This is a genomic window from Sporosarcina ureae (genome assembly GCF_002101375.1).
GTDB classification, from domain to species: domain Bacteria; phylum Bacillota; class Bacilli; order Bacillales_A; family Planococcaceae; genus Sporosarcina; species Sporosarcina ureae_B.
In genome coordinates, this window is sequence record NZ_CP015207.1 from 570872 (window position 1) to 594103 (window position 23232).

Annotated in this window: 25 protein-coding genes and 1 tRNA gene; 1 reads left to right on the forward strand and 25 read right to left on the reverse strand. The window is 42.4% G+C overall.

All coding sequences use genetic code 11. The annotated features are described in order from the left end of the window. Positions 1-61 precede the first annotated feature (61 nt). The 15 genes from SporoP8_RS02765 to SporoP8_RS02835 form a co-directional block, all read right to left on the reverse strand. Entirely contained in the window at positions 62-1237 is a 1176-nt protein-coding gene (locus SporoP8_RS02765; protein WP_085131119.1) for an acyl-CoA dehydrogenase family protein, read from the reverse strand. Positions 1238-1557: 320 nt separating this feature from the next. After that, positions 1558-2376: an NAD(P)H-dependent flavin oxidoreductase gene (locus tag SporoP8_RS02770; protein ID WP_332308451.1), complete on the reverse strand. Its 819-nt coding sequence runs from the start codon at positions 2374-2376 to the stop codon at positions 1558-1560. A gap of 14 nt (positions 2377-2390) precedes the next feature. Further along, positions 2391-2774 carry a MaoC/PaaZ C-terminal domain-containing protein gene (locus tag SporoP8_RS02775; RefSeq protein ID WP_099626810.1) on the reverse strand — a complete coding sequence of 128 codons (384 nt, stop codon included), beginning with the start codon at positions 2772-2774 and terminating at the stop codon, positions 2391-2393. Positions 2775-2789: 15 nt separating this feature from the next. After that, complete coding sequence (locus tag SporoP8_RS02780; RefSeq protein WP_085131121.1) at positions 2790-3206, reverse strand: FAS1-like dehydratase domain-containing protein; 417 nt, start codon at positions 3204-3206, stop codon at positions 2790-2792. Positions 3207-3251: 45 nt separating this feature from the next. After that, positions 3252-4034, reverse strand: a complete 783-nt coding sequence (locus SporoP8_RS02785; protein WP_085131122.1) for an enoyl-CoA hydratase/isomerase family protein — start codon at positions 4032-4034, stop codon at positions 3252-3254. A gap of 36 nt (positions 4035-4070) precedes the next feature. Then, positions 4071-5258 (reverse strand): lipid-transfer protein, encoded by a 1188-nt coding sequence (locus SporoP8_RS02790; RefSeq protein ID WP_085131123.1) that lies wholly within the window; start codon positions 5256-5258, stop codon positions 4071-4073. 106 nt (positions 5259-5364) lie between these two features. Beyond that, on the reverse strand, positions 5365-6945 hold the full coding sequence (locus tag SporoP8_RS02795) for a long-chain-fatty-acid--CoA ligase (protein WP_085131124.1): 1581 nt from the start codon (positions 6943-6945) through the stop codon (positions 5365-5367). 19 nt (positions 6946-6964) lie between these two features. Then, entirely contained in the window at positions 6965-7915 is a 951-nt protein-coding gene (locus SporoP8_RS02800; RefSeq protein WP_085131125.1) for an MBL fold metallo-hydrolase, read from the reverse strand. 33 nt (positions 7916-7948) lie between these two features. Continuing rightward, positions 7949-8749: an SDR family NAD(P)-dependent oxidoreductase gene (locus SporoP8_RS02805; protein WP_085131126.1), complete on the reverse strand. Its 801-nt coding sequence runs from the start codon at positions 8747-8749 to the stop codon at positions 7949-7951. Positions 8750-8785: 36 nt separating this feature from the next. Then, entirely contained in the window at positions 8786-9838 is a 1053-nt protein-coding gene (locus SporoP8_RS02810) for a CaiB/BaiF CoA transferase family protein (protein ID WP_158232283.1), read from the reverse strand. Between the two features lie 35 nt (positions 9839-9873). Next, positions 9874-11025, reverse strand: coding sequence for an acyl-CoA dehydrogenase family protein (locus SporoP8_RS02815; RefSeq protein WP_085131128.1), 1152 nt, complete (start codon positions 11023-11025; stop codon positions 9874-9876). Between the two features lie 12 nt (positions 11026-11037). Further along, a complete protein-coding gene (locus tag SporoP8_RS02820; protein WP_085131129.1) occupies positions 11038-11502 on the reverse strand; it encodes a MaoC/PaaZ C-terminal domain-containing protein in 465 nt (154 codons plus the stop codon). Positions 11503-11517: 15 nt separating this feature from the next. Next, on the reverse strand, positions 11518-12672 hold the full coding sequence (locus SporoP8_RS02825; protein WP_085131130.1) for a thiolase family protein: 1155 nt from the start codon (positions 12670-12672) through the stop codon (positions 11518-11520). After that, positions 12669-13112 (reverse strand): Zn-ribbon domain-containing OB-fold protein, encoded by a 444-nt coding sequence (locus SporoP8_RS02830; RefSeq protein WP_158232282.1) that lies wholly within the window; start codon positions 13110-13112, stop codon positions 12669-12671. Before SporoP8_RS02830 ends, SporoP8_RS02825 begins: the two co-directional genes overlap by 4 nt. Before the next feature lie 20 nt (positions 13113-13132). After that, positions 13133-13876: an SDR family NAD(P)-dependent oxidoreductase gene (locus SporoP8_RS02835; RefSeq protein WP_085131132.1), complete on the reverse strand. Its 744-nt coding sequence runs from the start codon at positions 13874-13876 to the stop codon at positions 13133-13135. Between the two features lie 152 nt (positions 13877-14028). On the opposite strand from SporoP8_RS02835, the gene SporoP8_RS02840 reads away from it, so the two are divergent. Continuing rightward, entirely contained in the window at positions 14029-15915 is a 1887-nt protein-coding gene (locus tag SporoP8_RS02840; protein WP_085131133.1) for a helix-turn-helix domain-containing protein, read from the forward strand. Positions 15916-16004: 89 nt separating this feature from the next. Here the strand turns inward: SporoP8_RS02840 and SporoP8_RS02845 are convergent, their stop codons facing one another. From SporoP8_RS02845 to SporoP8_RS02890, 10 genes are all read right to left on the reverse strand, one after another. After that, positions 16005-17300, reverse strand: coding sequence for a TRAP transporter large permease (locus tag SporoP8_RS02845; protein WP_085131134.1), 1296 nt, complete (start codon positions 17298-17300; stop codon positions 16005-16007). 1 nt (position 17301) lies between these two features. After that, on the reverse strand, positions 17302-17799 hold the full coding sequence (locus tag SporoP8_RS02850) for a TRAP transporter small permease (protein ID WP_085131135.1): 498 nt from the start codon (positions 17797-17799) through the stop codon (positions 17302-17304). A 67-nt stretch (positions 17800-17866) separates the two neighbouring features. Continuing rightward, positions 17867-18946, reverse strand: coding sequence for a TRAP transporter substrate-binding protein (locus SporoP8_RS02855; protein ID WP_158232281.1), 1080 nt, complete (start codon positions 18944-18946; stop codon positions 17867-17869). A gap of 51 nt (positions 18947-18997) precedes the next feature. Then, entirely contained in the window at positions 18998-19468 is a 471-nt protein-coding gene (locus SporoP8_RS02860; protein ID WP_232319193.1) for an acyl-CoA dehydrogenase family protein, read from the reverse strand. A 327-nt stretch (positions 19469-19795) separates the two neighbouring features. Further along, positions 19796-19869 (reverse strand) — tRNA-Arg (locus SporoP8_RS02865). Positions 19870-19942: 73 nt separating this feature from the next. Beyond that, complete coding sequence (locus SporoP8_RS02870; RefSeq protein ID WP_085131137.1) at positions 19943-20434, reverse strand: metallophosphoesterase; 492 nt, start codon at positions 20432-20434, stop codon at positions 19943-19945. Continuing rightward, on the reverse strand, positions 20431-21045 hold the full coding sequence (locus SporoP8_RS02875) for an XTP/dITP diphosphatase (protein ID WP_085131138.1): 615 nt from the start codon (positions 21043-21045) through the stop codon (positions 20431-20433). Before SporoP8_RS02875 ends, SporoP8_RS02870 begins: the two co-directional genes overlap by 4 nt. Next, positions 21042-21800, reverse strand: coding sequence for a ribonuclease PH (gene rph / locus SporoP8_RS02880; RefSeq protein WP_029052969.1), 759 nt, complete (start codon positions 21798-21800; stop codon positions 21042-21044). Before rph ends, SporoP8_RS02875 begins: the two co-directional genes overlap by 4 nt. Positions 21801-21929: 129 nt before the next feature. Further along, positions 21930-22718, reverse strand: a complete 789-nt coding sequence (gene racE, locus SporoP8_RS02885) for a glutamate racemase (RefSeq protein ID WP_085131139.1) — start codon at positions 22716-22718, stop codon at positions 21930-21932. A gap of 9 nt (positions 22719-22727) precedes the next feature. Then, positions 22728-23135 carry a MarR family winged helix-turn-helix transcriptional regulator gene (locus SporoP8_RS02890; RefSeq protein ID WP_085133535.1) on the reverse strand — a complete coding sequence of 136 codons (408 nt, stop codon included), beginning with the start codon at positions 23133-23135 and terminating at the stop codon, positions 22728-22730. Positions 23136-23232: the final 97 nt, after the last annotated feature.

The window sequence follows — 23232 nt, forward strand, 5'->3', positions numbered from 1 at the left end:
CGCTAAAAAAACAAAGCCAGAGAACTTTTGCTTTCTTACTCAATATATTCCTAAAACATCCTTATAAACCTAGTTCTTTCGCAATAATAACTTTCATTATTTCATTGGATCCTGCATAAATCGGAGCTACTGCAACATCACGATAAAGACGGGCAATTTCATACTCCTCCATATATCCGTATCCACCGTGAAGTTGCATACATTCCGGTGCCATTTTTCTTGCATTATCTGAAATCCACCATTTAGCCATAGACACTTGAGAATAAACATTTTGTCCTTCTAAATGCTTTACTATTAAATCATCAATAAATGTTCGACCAAGTTGAACTTGCGTCGCCATTTCCGCTAATTTAAATTGAGTGTTTTGGAATTTACTAATAGTCTGTCCAAACGCCTCTCGCTCTTTTACATATTCAAGCGTTACACTTAGCATCTGTTCCGCTAAAACTTGAGAATTTAATGCAGCAATAATTCTTTCTTGTTGCAATTCCTCCATTAAGTGGTAGAATCCTTTCCCTTCCTCACCAAGTAGATTCGAAGCTGGTACCCTTACATCTTCAAAAACTAGCTCTGACGTATCTTGACTATGAAGCCCAACCTTATCTAGTTTCCTACCACGAGAAAATCCAGGCATATTGCTTTCTACTAAAAACAAACTAATCCCTTTATGCCCAGGAATCGCCTTTGGATCTGTTTTACAAACAACAACAATCAAATCCGATAGAATACCGTTTGAAATAAATGTTTTTTGACCGTTTATAATATAGCTGTCTCCATCTTTAATCGCCGTTGTACTGATCGATGCCAAATCAGATCCTGCGCCCGGTTCAGTCATAGCTATCGCACTAATCGTATCCCCACTCATTAAACCTGGAAAATACTTTTTCTTTTGCTTCTCTGTTCCAAAATTTTTGATATAAGGAGCTACAATGCTACTGTGAACGACAATTCCTCCTAATCCCGATCCAATGCGCCTTAATTCTTCGCTTAAAATTACCGAAAAAATAAAGTCGGCACCCATACCTCCATATTTTTCATCTACCCATGGACAGAGAAAACCTTGTTCACCCATCTTTCTCCAAAATGTTTGTGGGACAAGACGATCTTTTTCCCATTGATCAAAATAAGGTACAGCTTCTTTTTCTAAAAACCTTCGAAGTGAATCTCGAAACATAATATGTTGCTCAGAAAAATAAGATCGATTTTTACTTTTGGCTGCCGAATTAGTTTTTGTCATTTTTATACCTCCATGTATTTTTATGCTTTCTTAACCGCATATTCATCCGGGTTGAGGATAAAATTCGCTCCATTTTCCGTAATCTTACCATTTTTCACTGCGATTTTTTCTTACGTGTCGAATGAACGTTTAAAAAGTACCTAAATGCTCATTAAAATCCCTCTCTTGCAACTTCAAAACTTCTTCAATTGACCCAACGCTTGGAAATACCCTTCTTTCAACGTTTCCACAACTTTTTCAATAGATTCAATTTCCCCGATTGCTCCAACACCTTGCCCGGCACCTCAAATGTTTTTCCATGATTTTGGCTCGTTTTCCCTCTAACCTGTGTTGAAATCGCGTTTCTTCTGTAAATTTTCCAGATTGAGACCAGCATTCAGAATGCTCGGAATCAAATAATTCCCATTCTCGCCCGAAATGGCATCGGTGTAGATGATATCCTCCGACGTCGATTCAATAAGCATTTCCTTATACACATCGTTCGCCATGGTCTCTTCCGCCGCGATGAACTTTGTTCCCATATAGGCGAAATCCGCACCTAACGCTTGAACGGTGACAATGTCTTGTCCGTTTGAAATGCATCCCGTCACAATAGTAAGCCCTTTCCAAAATTTTCGCACTTCCGAAACGAATGCGAACAGATTGAAAGTACCTCCGTGGCCACCCGCGCCATTGCAGACGAGGATGAGCCCATTCACTCCCGATTCCGCTGCTTTCTGGGCATGCTTGATGTAAATGACATCCGATAAGACAACGCCCCCGTATTGATAGACGATTCCCACAAATTCTTCCGGATTTCCAAGCGATGTAATGACAATTGGAGACTCGTATTTTCGAATTGCCTCCAGATCGGCATCCAACCGTTTATTCGTCTTATGGACGATTAGGTTGACATCCCAAGTGGAAATAGGGGCCGCCGGATAATTTAGCTTGGAATCCAATGCTTTCCGAATCGTTTCGAAACATTCCTCCAGCTCATCGGAAGTCCGTGCGTTCAATAACGAGAAAGTTCCGATAATCCGCGCTTTACATGCTTCAATGACCGATTGAGGGCTTGAGACGAGGAACATCGGCGCCATGATAACCGAGATGTCCGTCTGACCAATGTGCGCTTTTTTCTTCTCCTCCGTCATTTTCATTCACTAAAAACCTCCTAACGTCTTTTGTGAATGGTAAACTTCGCCGTCACCTTTATTTCCCCATTTTCATTTGATGCAATCGACTCACAAAGCCATGAATCATCCGTTTCTCCAACAATCTGTCCATTGACAACGATTTTCTCGCCCGGCTTCGTCATCGCATTAAAGCGGACCGTGAAGTTTTCCAGACAGTTCGAAGGGAACCAGTCGACAATCGCTTGTCCGATAAACCCCATGATCATCATGCCATGTGCAATGACACCGCCAAGTCCCACTTTTTCTGCAAACGGAACGACAGTATGAATCGGATTAAAATCGCCCGACGCCCCTGCATAGCGCACAATTTGTGTATGTGTGACCTCTTCCTTTTGGATTGTTTCAAACTGATGACCAACCATCAAAGCAATCGCCTCCTAATGTCTTTCAATGATCGTAGAGCGGCCAATCAACACCAATTCGCCATGTTGATTCAAAAACTCCTTTTTCAGTACAATGAAATTCATGGTCGCTTTCGCAAAAGCTTTTTCGACGACCGTATGAACAATAATTTCATCTCCAACTTTCAACGTTCCTACATACTCGTAACTTTGCTCGCCGTGCAGCACTTTGGAAAGATTCAAATCAAGCACTTTGGAAATGGAAGTTGGATCGCCCCAAAATTCGATGACGGTTGAAAATGTCGGCGGCACTGCATCCCCGTTCAAATAACTTTCTTTTTGATCACCCAAAGCAATGGCAAGTTCCTTAATTTTCCCTTTTTCAATTGTATAAGTAAACGCCTCGATTTTTGTATTTTTGATCTGTTCTAAACGTGATTCGGTTCGGGTCAAGTGGAATCCCTCCTTTTTTCATAGTGCAGCAATGACAATTGCCCATCAATTATAGACGGCTTTCCGTTTCTCAAAAAAAGCTTGTACACCTTCTTTGAAATCTTCGGATTCAACACACAAGCACTGCGAAGATATTTCCAACTCAAAGGTTTGCTCTAATTCATTTAACACATTGAAGTTGGCCATCTTTTTAATGAGTCCCATCGAAAGTCGTGGATTCTCTGCCATTTTTTTTGCCGCTACTAACGCTTCATCGAACACTACATTATCTTCGAATACACGATTGACCACTCCAACCCGCTCCATTTCATGGGCACTCACTTTTTCCCCTAGAAGCATCATTTCCATGGCCTTTTGTCGCCCGACTAATTCAGGGAGGAAATACATTGCACCTAAATCGGGCACAACACCAATTTTGATAAAACTTTGAATGAAGACCGAAGATTTCGCGGCGAAAATCATATCGCAAGAAAGTGCCAAGCTGAAGCCTGCTCCCGCAGCAGCCCCATGGACAACCGCAAGAACCGGTTTTTGTAGACGAAGGATGCTTTTGATGAGTTCCTGACTTTTTTCCATTCTCTCTTTAGTTTCTTTGGGATTCAAATGTTGAAGAGCCTTCAAATCCCCACCCGCTGAAAACACTTCTCCTCTTGCCGCCAATACGATTGATCGAATCGAACAATCGTCACCAGCCGCAAGAAAAAAATGCTTCAATTCTTCTCGCATTTCTTCCATTAGTGCATTTCGTATTTCAGGCTTATTCATTGAAACGATACAGACACTTCCATCCATTTGGATGTCAATTGTTTGATAATCCGGATACCGCATTGAAACACCTCATTGTTTTTGTCAATCTTTTTGCTTTCATGGTTTTCGATACATCGTCACAACGACTGCGCCACCAAGTCCAAGATTATGTTGTAGCGCAACTCTTGCATTATCCACTTGCCGTTTTCCTGTCACCCCTCTGAGTTGCCAAACAAGTTCCGTACACTGGGCTAGACCGGTCGCTCCGATTGGATGGCCTTTTGACATCAAACCGCCGGAAGGGTTAACGACGAATTTTCCACCATACGTATTGTCTCCATCATTGATGAACTTTTCCGCTTCGCCTTCTTCACACAATCCAAGCCCTTCGTAAGTGATTACTTCATTCGGGGTGAAGCAGTCATGCAATTCGACGACATCTACCTCTTCCACTCCGATTCCGGATTGCTCAAACACTTGACGGGCCGCTCTTCTTGTCATGTCCGCGCCTACTAAATTCATGGCGCCTGTTGTGAAAGTCAGTTCCGTGTCCGTCGCCATGGATTGGGCGATAATTTCCACGGCATTTTCATGGCCGTGCTTTTTTGCAAAGTCTTCGCTGCAAATGATTACGGCTGCCGCACCACATGAAGGCGGGCATGCATGGTATCTCGTCAAATATGGCGGAAAAATCATCGGAGAGTTTTGTACTTCTTCAAAGGTTAACGGATTGTCGAACATCGAATAAGGATTGTGGATGGCGTGGCTTCGAGTTTTCACCGCGACTTTGGAAAAAATGTCCGGATTTGCCCCGTACTTTTCGATGTATTCCATCCCACCGGAACCGAACATTCGGGCTGCACGCGGAGATTCCAAAGAATAACCGGGTCTCAATTCTTCCAACCGATCAACAAATGCCTGCATCGGCGTCATTCGATCTGAATACACAGAGGAAAGCGCCCCCGGCTTCATCTCTTCAAAACCGAAGGCAAGTGCACATTCTACAATGCCATTTTCAACAGCTTGCCTTGCTAAAAAGATTGCCGTCGAGCCGGACGAACAGTTATTGTTGACATTGAATATCGGGATGCCGCTTAACCCGACTTTATACAAAGCTGCTTGTCCCGACGTACTATCTCCATAAACATAACTGGCAAAGGCGTGTTCAATTTCTTTGAAATCGATTCCCGCATCTTTGACTGCTCCTTTAATCGCTTTCGATGCCATCACTTCATACGGTTCCTGCATGCCTGGCTTCACAAACTTCACCATATCTACGCCGATCACTTTGACTTTTCTTTTCACATTCAAATCCCCCTTTTTTCATATCGTCTTTTTCACATGTCTTCACACTTCGCCTTTGTTCATTATGAGAAAGTCTAAATAGCAACATTCTGTCACCGTTCAGCCCTTATTTCAACAGTTCCTCCTGTATCAATTGCCGTTTCATAGTTTTCCCAACAGCCGTTTTCGGAAGGGAATCACGAAATTCTATAATTCGTGGCACCTTATACGTTGCAAGTCTTTCTTTGCAAAATGCTATGATTTCTTCAGTCGAAAGTTGGTGCCCCTCTTTCCGTACAATGACACATTTAACCGTTTCCCCGCGATAAGAATCCGGGATACCAAGCACACACGCTTCCAAGACAGACGGATGTTCATAAACGACATTTTCCACTTCAATCGGATAAATGTTATATCCGCTCGCAATGATCAAATCTTTTTTTCTACCGACAATAAAGAAATAGCCCTCGTCATCCATCACCGCGATATCGCCCGTCGCCATCCATCCGTCGATCAATACTTGCGCGGTTTCATCTGGATTGTTCCAGTATCCTTTCATCACTTGCGGTCCTTTGATCAGCAGTTCCCCTTCTTCGCCTACGGGGACTTCCACATTGCTATCTTCCAGCTTGACGATTTTGCAATCAACGCTCGGGATTGGAATCCCGATACTGCCCGTCTTCTTTTTCGTTCGCGGGTTCCGATGGGTGACAAGCACCTCCGACATCCCATACCCTTCCATAATTTGTGCACCGGAACGTTCCTCGAATTCTTTGATTACTTCTACTGGTAACGGTGCTGAACCACACGTACATACTTTCAAGCTCTTCAAATCTTCATCGACGATTTCATCACTGTTCAATAAAGCAATATAAATTGTAGGTGCACCAATAAATACAGTAGGTGCGTATTTCTGTAGCAGCTCTTTTACTTTTGGGATATTGAATCGCCTCATAACGATGTACGTCCCACCCAATGCAATTGTCAGATTTAGATAGCCGACCCCCATGATGTGGGTCATCGGCGTATTACCGAGTGTAACCTCTTCTTTTTCTTTTAAAGAGTAGAATACACGATTTTGAATGACATACCCAACAATATTGTAATGCGTCAACATGACCCCTTTGGGATGGCCCGTCGTACCGCCTGTGTATTGAATAATGGCGACATCCTCCGTCGGATGAATCGGAACATTCGGCAATTGGACACTCGCTGTCGCCTCATCATGAAAGCAGACTTTTTGAAAAAGATTCCTATCCGCACCGAAAACAATTTGTTCGATTTTCCTCTGTAATTCGATGGCCTTCAATTTAGAAACCTGGGCATCGTCACATACAATCCATTTTGCTTCACTATCATTCAAGATGTGGGAAAGTTCGCTCGACTGGTATAGGATATTCACTTGGACTTGCGTGCAACCAATCCTTTGAAGTGCAAAGTAGCACACGGCGTATTCCGCAGAATTCGGCAACATGACCGCGACGTGATCACCTTTCCCCATGCCTTGCTTATGAAAATACTTTGCAAGGCGCCCCGTGGCTGCCTGTAGTTCCGAATAGGTCATTACAAGTTCTTCATCAATGATGGCGATTGATGATGGCGATTTGTTAACCGCCTTTTCAAAAGAATCGTAAATAGACACATCCGTTGGAATTTCCACTTCATAAGGAATCCCTTCCGGATAGACAACGTGCCATTTTCTTCTCATTTTTCCGCGCCCCTTTCCACTACCATTTTAAGTATTCCGGTTTGGCGATATGTTCTCTAATAAATGCGTCAACAAATTGCGTACAAACTCCACCTTCCTTCAACAACTGTTGTAAATGCTTATAAATACCAATAACTTCATTCTTTAGACGTAAAATCGAGCCTTCTCTTTGTTCTTTCCGATAAAAAATACCTTGTTCGATCAATTGATTTGGAGAGATTCCATTACGGATACAACGAGAAATTTTCTCATGTCGCCTTTCAATGACGTTTAAAAAATCGATGACTTTCTCGTTATACTCCTTTTTGGAAACAATTCCTTTGTGATGCCCCGTTACAAAATATTTCGCATCAAGATCCCCAACTTTCTTTGCGGATGTGATGAAATCGGCAATATCGGATTCCAATTCATTATAAAAAGGACCAAAGGATGTCAAGTCGATATCCCCTACATAGACGATGCCGTATTTTTCAATATACGGAACCGTATAGCCCTCCGAATGGCCTGGGGCATGGATAAACTGCACGTCCATGCCCGCTATTTCAACTGGTTCATTCAGTGGGTATTTCCGATTTGGCTTTATTGTCCGTTTTCCAACAGCCTTATCTCCGAAATGCCTGTTTTTCTGTTGCTTCAACCAAGCCTGAAACGTCTCTTCATCTTGAACTGCTAACATTCCGTCCGCATGTGAAAGGGTATAAATATCAGAAACTTTTTCAAAATCAAACGGATTGATATGCACGTCAGCTTCAGGAAAAAACGACACGCCCCACACGTGATCGATATGATGATGGGTCAAGTAAATATCACGTACGAAATGGTTTTTTTCAATATATCTTAAACTGTCGAAGCCAGCTCCGCATTCTAATAATACAGATTCCTGGTTATGCGTCAGCAGTAGCGTCGTGCAAAACGGCACTTTGCTAGAATTGTCCCCAAAAATTTCAATCGGTCCTATTTTTTCATACATCCCATCACCACCAATCCCTTACGGTTTACCGGATCAAGTGTAAGAACCACCGTTAATTTGCAAAACTTGTCCATTCACATAATTGGACAAAGGAGAAGCCAAGTAAAGGATCCCCTCTGCTGCTTCTCTCGGTTGCCCTGTCCTTTTTTGAGGGATTTTGTCAATAAACATTTGACGCACTTTATCTGGAACGCCTGTCTGGTCTTCACTGGACTCAAGCGATTGTGTCATCCTTGTTTCGATGAACCCGAACGCCACCGCATTCGAATTGATGTTATAGCGTCCCCATTCCTGGGCAACGACCTTTGTTAAGCCGACGACTCCCGCTTTGGCAGACGAATAGTTGGCTTGCCCCACATTCCCTCTAAGTCCTGAAACCGATGATACGTTAATAATTTTCCGGTAATTTATAATTCCTTGTTCCTTCTCCGCTTTTGCCGCTTCCCGCATATAGGGAGCCGCCTCGCGGATTAGACGGAAAGGGGCGACCAAATGAATATCCATCACTTGTTGAAACTGTTCGTCCGTCATTTTATGGATCAAGCTATCGCGCGTGACGCCGGCGTTATTTACCAAAATATCCAATCTTCCAAACTCCTCAACGGTTTTTTCCATCAAAGTCCGTGGAAACTCCGGATCTGTAATATCGCCGCAAATCGCGAGTGCCCGACCACCCTTTTCCTCGATTTCGCTTACCACTTCCGCCGCAGGTTGTGCATCCAAATCTGAAATGATAACGGTTGCACCGTTTTCCGCAAACACCAATGCGGTTTCCCTACCTATCCCTCTTCCCGCCCCCGTTATGATTGCAACTTTCCCATTTAATAGCCTCATCCTTAAAACCCCTTTACTTTCAATATTTTGGGCGTATCAGTTTTGACTAAGCCCTTCCATTGGAATCATCTTCGCTGGAAATGGAATCTCTACCCGTTCCCCTTCTATGCTGATTGCGTTTCGATACTTCAAATGTGGATCTTTCGACAAATCGTTAATCGTGTTGACACGACTAACCGGTAAATCGACCTCACCGAAAATCGACAACCACTCGGACAATGTTTTTTTGACTATGATTGTTTCAATCCTTCGATTAATGATTTCTGCTTTCTCCATCCTCTTTGTCCAACTATTGAATAAATTATCGAGCATAAACTCTTTCATGCCCACCGTTTCACAAAATGTTTCCCAAAACTTCTCTTCTACACAAGCAATGGAAATATATTGTCCATCTTTTGTCAAATATGTTCCATAGGCCCCTCGACCCATGAAATCGGATTTCCTCGGTTCATTGCGTGCGTAATATTCCACAATGCGTGGAGACATTAAAGCAAGTGCGCTTTCCACTAAAGACACATCGATGTAAACCCCACTCGAATGGGATCGAGCCTTGTTCAACAATGCCCCTAACACCGAAATCGTAGCGTATAACGATGCCGCAAGATCCGCTATTTGGATTCCCCCTGCCGCTTCAGGACCTCCGTTTGGCTGACCACTGATTCCAAGGACCCCTGATACTGCCAAATAGTTCAAATCATGTCCCGGAACATCACGGTAAGGACCGCTTTGCCCGTATCCCGAAATCGAACAGTAGATAAGATCCGGATTCAGTTTCGCAACCTCGTTCTTACTAAAACCCAATCGATCCATGACGCCGGGTCGGAATCCCTCAATCAACACATCACTTCCCTGCAACAGTTCACGAAGAACTCCTTTATCTTCCTCATTTTTCAGATCTAGCGTCAAACTTTCTTTTCGACTGTTCAAAGTTTCATATAATCCAGGAATCATCTGTCGCACAGGATCGCCTCCGTCAGGTCTTTCCACTTTTACGACTTCCGCTCCCAATTCCGCTAAAATATTTGTCGCAAATGGACCTGGCAATAAATTCGTCAAGTCCACAACTCGTATACCCTCCAGCACTCTCACTTCCGTCACCTCTCATCCAGTCTATTTCCTTACGGTCACACGAATGCGGAAATGCCTAGCACTTCTCGTCCGATGATTAATTTTTGCATCTCATTCGTACCTTCTGCAATGGTAAAATAACGGATATCACGATAATATCGCTCAACTGGAAACTCCTTCGTATAGCCATATCCACCATGGATCTGCAAAGCCTCTTCCGCCACTCTTAACACGCGATCCGTTGCAAAATACTTTGCCATCGAGCACTCGACCTTTGCATCTTTTCCTTGGTCAAGCAACGTGCTCGCTTGCTGCCCTAGGAGGCGCATCGCATTGGTCAGTGTAATCATTTCACTTATTTTTTCTTGTATCAATTGAAAACTGCCGATTGGTTTCCCAAACTGATGACGTTCCTTTACGTACTTAATGGATGCATTCAGGCAAGCTTGTGAAATGCCCGTGGCGATGTATGCAACCATGGCACGCGCACTGTTCAAAAACTTCAATCCTTGTTTCAAACCTTCACCGACATCGCCGAGCACGTTTTCGGCAGGGATTTCGCTATTTTCAAAAACTAATTCAGCAAATGGACAGCTAACTGTACCCATCTTTTCAATTTTCGTCGCTAGAAAAGAAGTTTCCTCTTTATCTATGAGCAGAGCAGTGATTCCTTTATTCCCTAACGTTTTGTCCGTCTGTGCAATGACGATACCGATTTCTCCTTCCAGACCATTCGTTATAAAGATTTTTGTTCCGTTGATAACCCAATTATCTCCTTTTAACACTGCACGTGTTTCAACACTGGAAGCATCTGATCCGACATTCGGCTCTGTGAGAGCAAAGAAACCGAGCTTTTCCCCACGTAATAATGGTCCCAAATATTTTTCTTTCTGCTCTTCCGTCCCGTATTCGTAAATATGTGTGAGAACGGAGTTAGAAATACCTACCGTCGCTCTTAATGAAGGCCAAACACGGGATAATTCTTCAATCATCGTAAAATATGTTGTGTAATCCAGACCATATCCACCCGCCTCCACCGGCAACAATCCACCTAAAAATCCAAAAGGGACAAGTTTTTGTACAATCTCTTTCGTGACATACTTCTCCTGCCTTTCATATTCCTCCACCATTGGTGCAATTTCCTTTTCCAAAAACTTCGCCAAAGTTTCTTTAATCATCAGTTGCTCATCCGTTAATTGAAATGCCATTCCTAATTCCTCCTAGTTTTGTCTTCTCGCAATCATCATCGGGGTCACTCCCTCTTGAACGACCATCCCATTTTGATTGATGATTTTACGAACAAACTTCACAATCCCTCGGTCTTTTTTACTCGTTTCTTTCATTTCAACAATTTCAATTTCGAGATTAATCGTATCGTTAATTTTGATGGGCGCTAGAAACTTCCACGACTCCAAACCCAATAAAGCAATCAAGTTTTTACTCATCCGTCGATTCAGCTCTGTACGGGTAAACAGTCCGGACGAGATGGACAGTCCCAACAAACCGTGTGCAATCCGTTCTTGAAAAACCGTGTTTTTTGCATACTCCCTATCCACATGGAGCAAATTATAATCGCCGGATAAACCCGCAAAATTGACAACATCCGTTTCTGTAATGGTACGTGAAGGGGATAAAAATTTATCTCCGATTTGAAAATCTTCATAAAACAACCCGTTATCTTCCATCTTTCCTCACACCCTTCATCGTTGTAGTATCGTGACGGCACTATTCGGACCTGCCCCCATCGCATGTGCCAAGCCAAGCTTAGGATCGGCAACTTGTCGATGGCCAGCTTCTCCCCGCAATTGTAAGACAAGCTCATGAATTTGTGCCAATGCTGTCGCACCGAGCGGATGACCCCTTGATAATAGTCCACCGTCCGTATTAACCGGCAATCTCCCCATCAAATCGAAGACACCTTCGCGCAACAATTCAGGTGCCGTTCCTCTCGCACAAAAACCGAGTTTTTCAATGTCCCAAAGTTCGCCGGGTCCCATGCTGTCGTACGCTTGCACGACGTCGATATCCTTGGGTCCGTAGCCAGCCATCTCAAAGGCCTGGCGGGCTGATTTCTCTACAATGCCTTCCGAAGGATAATGCTGGACACTTGCCGTAATGCCGGATTGATATGATTCTTCTCCATATACACCCGACACCAAAACAGAGCTTGCCACATGAATCGCCCGATTGCTTTCTGGCTTGCTTGTCAAAACCATCGCGACCGCCCCATCCGCCAACGGACAACAATTCAGTAACCGAAGTGGAGAAGCTATCATTGCTGATTGGAGTACCTCCTCTGCAGAAACTTCTTTTTGAAATCGTGCATTGGGATTTAGCGAACCGTTTCGCCTATTTTTCACACTGACCCTTGCAAAATCTTCAACCGTAGCTCCGTATTGGCGCATGTATTCCATCGTTTCCAAGGCATAGTTGGCCGGTTGTACGTTAAAGCCCATTGCCAATTGCCACCCCGGAAAAGCAGTGCTTGGGATTGGTCCTCTTGGCATCTTTTCAAATCCGATAGCGAGTACCGTTTCGTATTGCCCTAATCGAATCGAATCATAAGCAAGTCGAAACGCGGTTGCTCCACTTGAACAGGCATTTTCCACATTGACGATTGGAATTCCTGTAAATCCAATTTCCCCTACTACTCGATGCCCAGAAGCTGTCCCTTGGTAGACACTACCTGCAAAAACGGCTTCAACTTCCCCCCACTTGGTTCGGGCATCCCTTAAGGCGTTTACAATCGCTTCAGATCCCATCGAGCTAGCGGATACATCCGGGAAAAAACCCCATTTTGTCGTACTTGTTCCTTGAACATATACATCTTTCCATTGAGTATTTTTACCCATCATCCCTTATCTCCTTCCCGAATAATTTCAGCTTTGAACTTGAAAGTCATAACATCATTGTCTTCTTCTTCATATAACTTCACTACAACCATCTCGACACGTTCGTCATTAGAGAGCGCCGGTTCATCAATGAGCTGTGAGAATATATTTACACCTTCATCTAGTTGCACAATTCCATATGTATAAGGAACTGCCCCTTTATAAAAACCTCCGGCCGGTTGTCTTTCCACTTTTGTTAGCATCAAGACACGCCCTTTGCCGGAAAATGTGATTTCTTCCAATGATTCTTTGTGACAATTCATACAGAAGTTCAATGTTTTCCGTGGAAAAAATACCTCTCCACACGCCTCGCATCGACTGCCCAATAAGTGCGGTTTGCCATCTGTTTCCAATTGCCAAAGGCCATCCATAACCGGAATCGTTTTTCGTTCAATTGTCGTCATTCCACTCATCCCCCGTTCGATTAGCCGAATCTTCCGCCTGTCACGTGTAAAATATCCCCCGTTATGTAAGAGGAATCATCCGAAGCGAAAAACATCACCGCATTTGCGACATCTTCCGTCGAGCCAACACGCTTAATCGGAGAATCACGTTTTTGAAGCTCTTTAATCTTTTCGCATTTTGGATGGTCCCGTAAGGCGTTCGTTTCAATCAGACCCGGCGCTACAGCATTCACTGTAATATTGTGCTTGCCCAACTCCTTTGAGAGCGCTTTCGTAAGGCCAAGAACACCAGACTTTGCAGAGGAGTAATTGGCTTGTCCTGGATTCCCCAAATACGCACGGGAAGTAATGTTGACAATTTTCCCGTATTCTTGGGAAATCATATACTCAGCCGTATACTTCGCAAAAAGGAAGGAACCTTTTAAGCAAACATTTATAACAAGATCCCAATCTTCCTCTTCCATTTCCGTGATTCTTGCATCACGGACAATTCCCGCATTGTTCACTAAAATATCAATCTTGCCAAACTGTTCCTTCGTTTGTTGTACGACAGCGATAACTTCGCTTTTTTGTGAAACATCTGCCGGCATGGAATGGGCGTTGAAACCATCTACTTGAAATTCCTTCACCGTCTCTTCACATGACGTTTCATTAATGTCGGTAATAATGACTGTAGCGCCTTCGGTAAGCATTTTACGAGCAATTTCTTTACCGATTCCATCCGCTCCACCTGTTACAATTGCAACCCGATCTTGAAATCTCATTATAAAACCCCTCCCTACTTTACTATTCACCTCATTTTACTGCTTCCCAAAAAGATCAACCATGTCAATTGACTACAATGTTTGTTTGAATTATTGTATAATTCATACTAATACATAGATTCCGAAATAAAAGTAATGAAGGGGGATATCCAATGACCACAAACGAAATCAGCTACAACGGTTTTATCGAAGAGCTTTTTCCGCTTATCCAAAGCAGTCAGTATGATGAAAATGAATGGGAAACTTTGAAAGCGAGGCTCCATGTGTATTACAAAGACGAAAAATTGCATTCCCACTTTTACGCACTTCAATCTTTGAAACAAAAGGCGGATTTCTTGAAATTCTCAACGAGTACGTTTGAAATCCTTCATCAAATTAATTTGGAAGTCGCCTCTCTCGCTCCGCTAACTGACATTCTAAATTTAAGCGCAACTCGTTTATTGAATACCTCCAAAGCGCACTATGTCCTCATCGGAATGATTGATCACGAGAAATCAAGCATGCGCATTGATGCAGTCGCAGGGGAAGAACAGTCCGACTTGTTGTGTTTTGAGGAACCCTTAGATTCAAAGTTCCAAATGGAACTGGCAGACAACAAAGAGGCTTTCATCTTATCGGATATCGCTGAACACTCCTCTTTTGAATACACTTTATTGCAACGCCTGGCGGAGAAAGACATCGTATCCCTCATCTGTTCGCCTTTAATCGCCAACGGGGAACGGATCGGCGTTGTCTTTTTAGCCCGGACCACTACGTATCATTCAAAGCAGCCATTATTGCAAATGCTCAATCACTTTTGTTACCAGACAGCACTTGCCATTTCAAACGCAAAACTGTATACGAATGAAGTTCGTGTGAGTAAGCTACACGACGAACTCTTTGAAGAAGCACTCAATAAGGGCGGTAACGAAGGAATATTACAAAGAGTGGCCAATTTCATTGAGGAATCAATTTTATTGCTTGACGAGTTTGGAAACTCCATTTATGAAGCTATGCCTCGAAACCACGCATACAACAAAGACCATTTCAATCATGTGGAACTGTATAAACGCATCCTTCATTCAAAAAATATTCATCAAGCCTTTTTTGAAGTATCGAACAACGGCCAAATTTATTCCGTTTTCACCATCACGTTGCATAATCAGACCGTCGCTTATTTAATTCTTGCAAAAAAAATGAATTCATATGATCCATTGAGCATTGTCGCAATCGGACAAGCAAAAAGCGTCTTGGCACTGCAAATAAATCAGGAAAAAACAAGCATTGAAGTCGAAAACCGATTACGCCAGGACTATCTGCACGATTTGATATCAGGCCTGGAAACAGAGGAAAATCTTATTCGAAGAGCACGTTATTTAAATATCTCTTTCGAAAAGACGTATTCCATTCTTGTTTTAAGCCCGAGAAAGAACGAAGTGGATGATACACAACAATCAAATCGAATTCTTGAAAGGTTTAGTTACATGATCGATCAAGAACTATTGCCACTCAGCATGATCCAAGGCCAGAAAATAATTCTTGTCACACCTGACGAGCATATTCGCACCGTCACGAACTTCGTGCTCCACTATACGGAGGAAAAGCATCCCGATTTACACTTCCGTGTAGGTATTAGCAATCCCATTCTACAAACAAAAGAATACCTTAGAGGATTCAACGAAGCCAAAAAAGCCTCTGAATTCGCTCATTCTTTCCAATTCAATGCACCGATTGTCCATTTCAAGGAACTCGGTATTATCGGGTTGTTATTCAATACGGAGAATCCCGAATACATGAAAGAGTTCATGGACCGTTACTTAGGAAAAATCATCGAATACGATCTCCAAAACAAGTCTGAATTACTAAAAACGTTAGAGGTTTTTTTAGATAACGAATCCGCTATCCAGCATTCCGCTAAAGAGCTCCATATCCACTACAACACTCTTCGGTACCGGTTGAATCGAATCGAGGACATCCTAGAGATCGATCTAACGCATACACAATACCGTCTCAACCTTCAAATCGCCATCATCATTCATCGGCTCGTTAAACAAGAGTGATGGAAAAAAATAGAGAGTGGAGGAATGAATACATTCCCACTCTCTATTTCTATTTGTCTGAAACAAGTATTTCTCCACATTTGTCTTCATCACATTTTGGATGGTAAAAACAATGCGATCTCAGGGAAGAAATATAAGATGAGAATCATAACAAAGATTGGAATAATGAACCGAGCCGCACCTTTAAAGATGGTTTCGAGTGAATAATCGGAAACACCTTTCAATACATAACAATTCATTCCAACAGGTGGTGTGATTAAGCCTAATTCAATGATCAATACGATTATCACTCCGAACCAAATCAAGTCCATATCCATCGCTTGAATAATCGGTAAAATGATCGGAATTGTAATAACAATCATTGCCATGGAATCCATGAATGCACCAAGAATGAGATACATGACAATGATCAACATAAAAATCACAAAGTTCGGCATCGATAGTGAATCGATAAAATCCGCCATCAGCATCGGAACTCTTGTAATCGCAAGAAAGTAATTCAAGATGAATGCAGCCAGTATAATGGCAAATAAAAACCCTGTCGTTTTTAACGTATTGGATGCGGACTCGATAAAATTCTTGAACGTCAATTTCCGATTGAGCAACGCGATGAGCATTGCTCCAAATGCACCTACTGCAGCGGCTTCCGTCGGGCTGAATAGACCGACATACATCCCCCCGATGACTAGCGTGAACAATAATATAATCCATGTCATCGATTTGAGCGAGTTAATTTTTTCTTTCCACCCACCCCCCGATGCTATAGGGGCGATGTCCGGATTTAACAGCACGGAAATATAGACCGTAAGCATATATAATCCGGTTAACATGATACCTGGAATAATCCCGGCAATGAGCAACTTACCAATCGATTGCTCGGTTAACATACCGTACACGATAAATGCCGTGCTCGGTGGTATGAGAATCCCCAACGTACCGCCTGCAACAATTGTCCCAGCGGAGAACGAGTCTTTATATCCGAATCGATCCATTTCCTTCGATGCAATCGCACCCATCGTTCCAGTAGTCGCCAAGCTAGAGCCTGAAGCAGCTGCAAAAATCGCTGATGCACCGATTGTTGCTAAACCGAGCCCCCCTCTTAGGCGTCCCATCCACAATCGGAACATCTTAAACAGCTCATTACTAATTCCTGAAACGAAAAGCAATTCCCCCATCCATATGAAGAGCGGAATCGTCGTTAATGTATAGCTAAAACTATGATCCCAAATAATGGTCTCAATCGCGGTAGTGAGTGTTTTCCAACCTTTTAAATAATAGATACCGAGAAAAGCCGGAATCGCCATGGCAATAGCAATCGGAAGTCGCAAAAACATGAGGATGAACATGACCACAATGCCCATTAATCCAATCATCTCTATAGTCACATTACCCCTCCTTTCCGGCAAACAAAATAACGATGGAACGGATGAACTTCAAAAGTACTTCTAGCCCCCACATCGTGAAACCTAATGCAATGATGAATCGAAACGGAAAATGTGGGACGCCAAGCAAATCCGTCGTTTTTATATTCCCCGTCATCGAATTCAATCCAATGTTTAAGCTTACCCATCCAATGAGGAGACAAATGATAAACGTGAAAAGATAGCTGATGACATCTGTGAATTCTTGTATTTTTTGGGGTAACCGATCGACAAGCAAACCGATTGAAATATGTGCATCTCTTTTTTGTGTGTATGCTAGCGCGAACATAATCAACACAACCATGCCTAGTTGCATAAATTCAACATCCCCCACTACAGGAGCTCCCAATTTGCGACTGATGACTGCATATGTCGTAAAGATCATCATACTCGTCATTGTGAGAATCGCTATCCACTTTCCAATTATCGTTAAAAAACCTATCCATTTTTCCACAATTCCCATTCATTTCACCTCCGTATAGAAAAATATGTCTTGATTGTTAACCAAGACATATTATGTTCCTTTTGAGTTAGAAAGGTAGTTTTAATCCAGCTTCAAGAAGCATGTCATTAAAATCTTCCATCATTTGGTCACCAGGATACCCTTTCGCATTCGCTTCTTCCACCCATTCATCCCAAAGCGTTTTTGCAGAGGCTTTAAATTTCGCTTCTTCTTCAGGAGCTAATTCAATGATCTCTCCCTTACCTTCAATTAACTTGCCCAGTTCGACATAGGCTTTGTCTAATTCCTTTTTGTGCGTCTCACTAAACAACTCAGCCAATTTTGGCCCAAGCACTTCGTCAAACATTTTTTGCAAGTCTTCGGGCAGCGATTCATAGTAATCTTTGTTCATGATTGGTATAACAGGCGTAACGGTTGTCCCCATTTTCAAGACATATGGTGCCACTTCGTAGTATTTATGACCCAAAACACCGATTGTCGAATAGAAAGCAGTATCCAAAGTACCTTTTTGCAAAGCTTCGTACGTTTCATCCAACGGAATCGATACTGGAACACCGCCCCATGCTTCTACGAGGGGGACATCCGATTTACCTTGGACTCTCATTTTCAATCCTTTTATGTCTTCAATTTTTCTAACTGGCTTTTTGGAGAATAAATTATATGGATCTGTTACAAAGCTTCCACCTAAATAATGAACTTCCTCTTCAATCGCATCGACAGCGTATTTTTCCCCGAACTTCGTCATGATTTCACTGCCTATCGTAGAATCTGGGAAAGCGAACGGTAAATTCCCAATCGTATAAGGGAAGAAGATACTATCAAAATAATAAGTTGAAATGACCGGCGCTAAATCGGCTATGCCGCCTTGAGTATCCTCAAAAGCTGAAGTCGCCTTCCCCAAAGTCCCTCCATGAAATACATTCACCTTCACCCGTCCATTTGTTTCTTTTTCCACAAATTCCGTCCACGGTTCATAAACGTTGTACACATAGTGATGCGTGGAAGGCTGGATGTTACTGACGTTCAATTCGTAGACTTTTTCAGTGTTTGTACCATTTGTACTTTCTGAACTACTGTCCTTTTCAGTATTACAAGCACCAAGAATTAATATTAACACCAAGCTTAACATGCCAAAAATCTTTTTCATCTGTACCACTCCTTTTCCAATGTAAGTAACCGCTTTCATTCTTAGTTCAAACTAAAAGTGCAAATCGCCTTGCAACATCTTCTTTGCAATTATTCTTTTTTGAATCTCGGTTGTCCCATAAGGAATACGCATCATCCTTGCCCATCTCCATGCTTTCTCAAGTTTCAATTCATTTGTTAATCCCATCCCTTCGTGAATTTGCATGCATTTATCAATCACCCTTTGTGCCATTTCCGTACAGAATGCTTTGATTATCGAAATTTCCTTGATTGGTAAATCGGATTGATTTTCCATCTTCCATGCACAGTTTAACAATATATTATGTCCGGCGTAAATATCAATTGCACATTCAGCTAACATCTTTGGAATCGCTTGGTGATTTCCAATTGTCATACCGAACGTTTTGCGTTCATTTTCCAACTCACGTTTATATTTTTCTTGATGTGGGACAACTTCCGTTTCAATAAATTTGTTCAGTGCCGAAATTATTTCTTTCACTCCATAATTTACAGTGAAGTCCAAACAGAATTTATCTCTTGAATTATCAAACTATCCTTACCTACAAATGAATTCTACAGAGTAAGAAATGACTCTTCTACGTCAAAAACAAACAAATATTATCATCTCATTTGTAGGGTACATACATAAGTAAACAATTAGAAAACTTATCCAATCGGAGAATAAATTTCGATCGGGTATGAGTAAAATGTTTGTGGGTGGATAAATGGAGAGGAAACCAAGCGTTTGCGTAGTAGATTTAAAAGCACGAAAAAAAAAAAGAACTACAAACGTTGTTACAACGTTTGTAGTTCTTTTTAATTTCCTAACTACTTAAAAAAGTCTTAATTACGTCCCAGGAGGGATTCGAACCCCCGACCGATGCCTTAGAAGGGCATTGCTCTATCCAGCTGAGCTACTGAGACAAACACCTGCAACCACAGGCACAAGAACTATTATATGCATAATCCAAAGATAAGTCAACACTATTTCATAAAACTATTTATTTAATATTATTTCGTCTATTATGTCGTCGTTCATACTATAAAAACTTACAGTATAAACATCAGTGATTTCAATGACTGCGTATGTTGCTTCCCTTCCACCACGTGGTTGGGTCGTGCTTCCCGGATTAACAAACAATACACCGTTGATCATCTCCGCACCATATAAATGAGAATGTCCGAATAATGCAATGGTTGCTTGTTGTTCAGCTGCTGCGTAAGAAAGGGTAAGCATAGAGCGCTTGACGTCGTGCTCATGGCCGTGGACGATGAATACAGTCTCATCGCCCATCTTTTGTACAATGCTCGCTGGAAATTGATCATCACCGTCACAGTTACCACGAACAATATGGATTCCATTAAGCAATGGATCATTTGCCAATAATTCACTATCACCACAATGGAATATTGCCTCTGCTTGCAATGTTTTAATCTGCTTCACTGTATTTACATCGCCATGTGAATCACTTAAAACAAGTAACTTCATTTCATTTCACCAAACTTCGCAATAAATTCTGGTAGCCGTTCTTTTAACTGAGCTAAAGCCGCTCCGCGATGAGAGATGGCACTTTTCTCTTCTGCAGATAACTGTGCCATGGTCTTTTCTTTACTAGGCACATAAAATATTGGATCATAGCCGAATCCATTCGTTCCTTGTCGATGATCTGTAATGAAGCCTTCACAGCTACCGGAATAAGTAGTTGTCTCGATAGTAGGACCCGCAATCGCTAGAACGCACCGAAAACGGGCTTGACGCGCCGTTTCAGGTACTTCTACAAGATTAGCTAGCAACTTATCGATATTCGCTTCATCGTTCGAAGGCTCGCCTGCATAGCGTGCAGAGTAGACACCTGGCTCACCATTCAATGCATCAACTTCTAGCCCACTGTCGTCTGCAATTACTACTTTCCCTAGTAAATTTGCAACAGTCTCAGCTTTTAGTATGGCATTTTCAACGAAAGTGGTACCCGTTTCTTCAACATCAATCGATTCTTCGATATCCTGCAATGTCAACACCGTGATACCTAAAGGGCGAAAGAGAACTTCAAAGTCTTTCGCTTTACCTGTATTATTCGTTGCGATTAATACTTCTTTCATTGCGCCTCGCCTACCTGTTGCCCAATCTTATCCGCCAACTCGCCTAATACTTCTTTTTGAATTGCAATCAATTGTTCAATTCCCGATTCAGCCAATGTCAATAAATCATTCATTTCTGCTCGGGAAAAAGTAGCTTCTTCACCCGTCCCTTGGAGTTCCACGAATTGGCCTTGTCCTGTCATCACCACATTCATGTCGACGTCGGCAGAAGAATCCTCTACATAGTCAAGATCCGTGATCAATTGACCGTCAGCTAGTTTACCAACACTTGTAGCAGCTAAGAAGTCACGAACGGGGAATACAGGCAATTTCTTTTCGATTTGCAATTTATTTGCTGCAATGACCAATGCAACGAATGCACCTGTAATCGAAGACGTCCGCGTTCCGCCGTCTGCCTGAATGACATCACAATCGATCCAAATTGTCCGCTCACCTATAGCATCCAAATCAACGACTGCACGCAAAGCTCGTCCGATTAAACGCTGGATTTCCATCGTACGACCGCCTACTTTACCGCGGGATGATTCACGGATTGTCCGTTGTCCTGTAGCCCGTGGCAACATGGAATATTCAGCTGAGATCCACCCTTTTCCACTATTACGCATAAACGGCGGTACCCGATCTTCAATCGTCGCTGTACAAATCACTTTAGTATTGCCAACTGAAATCAGTACGGAACCTTCTGGATGTATCAAATAATCTTTCTCTATCGTTACTGTACGAATATCTTCTGTTGCTCTTCCATCATGTCGCATACAATATCCTCCATTTTGATTCAATTATTTAGTGTGACGTACTCATCAAATCTACGTTCAATCCATCTTACCATATTCACAGCAAAAAACCCGAAAACGATGTACAGTTTTCGGGTACTGCCCTATCCTTTAAAAAGTTAACTTGCGTACGTCTGGCTGGGGAATGGCAAGCCAATCTTCAACGATGGCTTGAAACTTTTCCATCGAGCCTGTCGTGTAAAATATCGGCTCTTCCGCTGAAATAGATAGTAATTGCTCATCTTTTAGAATCCGTTCCACATCAATCACAGTCTCCGCCGCTGACGAAATAACATTTTTTTTATTGGAGAAATGCGCTTCGATATGTTCTTGCAATAATGGATAATGCGTACAGCCAAGTATTACAGAATCAAACGAATCGTTATGCAAGGGCAGTAATGTCTTGTCAACTATATCCTTTGCAGCCTGTGTACGATATTCTCCACTTTCAACGATGGGCACAAATTCCGGACATGCGAGTGAATAGACTTTTGCTTCCTTCTTTAAAGCCTGTATCGCTTGGTCATACGCTTTACTGTTCACGGTGCCCTCTGTACCAAGCACAGCAATTTCACCTGTTTGCGACGCATTGACAGCTGCTCTTGCCCCTGGCTCAATAACACCGACAACCGGAAAATCAAATTGCTTTCGTACTTCTTCTAACGCGATAGCTGTCGCAGTATTACACGCAATAACAAGCATTTTTATACCCATTTGCGCCAAACTGTTGACCATCTCTATCGTAAATTGCAATACTTCTTCGGCGGACCGTGGACCATACGGACAACGTGCGTCATCGCCAATATAAATAATAGGTTCATTCGGTAGGTGGTGGCGTAACTCTCTTACAACTGTCAATCCGCCGACTCCCGAATCAATTACTCCAATAGGTGCATTCAATGTAATCCCTCAATCTCTTGTCATCTGTTCATGTAGTTTAGCCAGCAATCCTGAAAACTGCTGAATTTCTTGCTCATTTGAATTTACAAGAACATCTTGTAAATACTCTTGTCTCTTCTGTATGACCTCTTCAATAATCCGTATTCCTTCAGGTAATAAATGGACACGGACCACCCGACGATCCTTTTCATCCCGCACGCGTTTCACTAGTTGACTATTTTCCATCCGGTCTACTAAATCCGTCGTGGTGCTGAATGCAAGGAACATTCTATTGGATAGATCTCCGATGGTCATATCACCATATTCCAACAACCATTGAAGAGCGCTGAATTGAGGAGGTGTAATAGTAGAGTTTTTTAATATTTTTCGACCTTGTTCCTTAATGATGGACGCAATGTATCGCAAATCTTTTTCCATCTTTACGATATCATTCGGTACGTTTTTCTGTTCATTCAACAAAAAATCAGCTCCCTGAAATGAGTCCTATCTTTTCATTGTACCGTTTTCATTGATG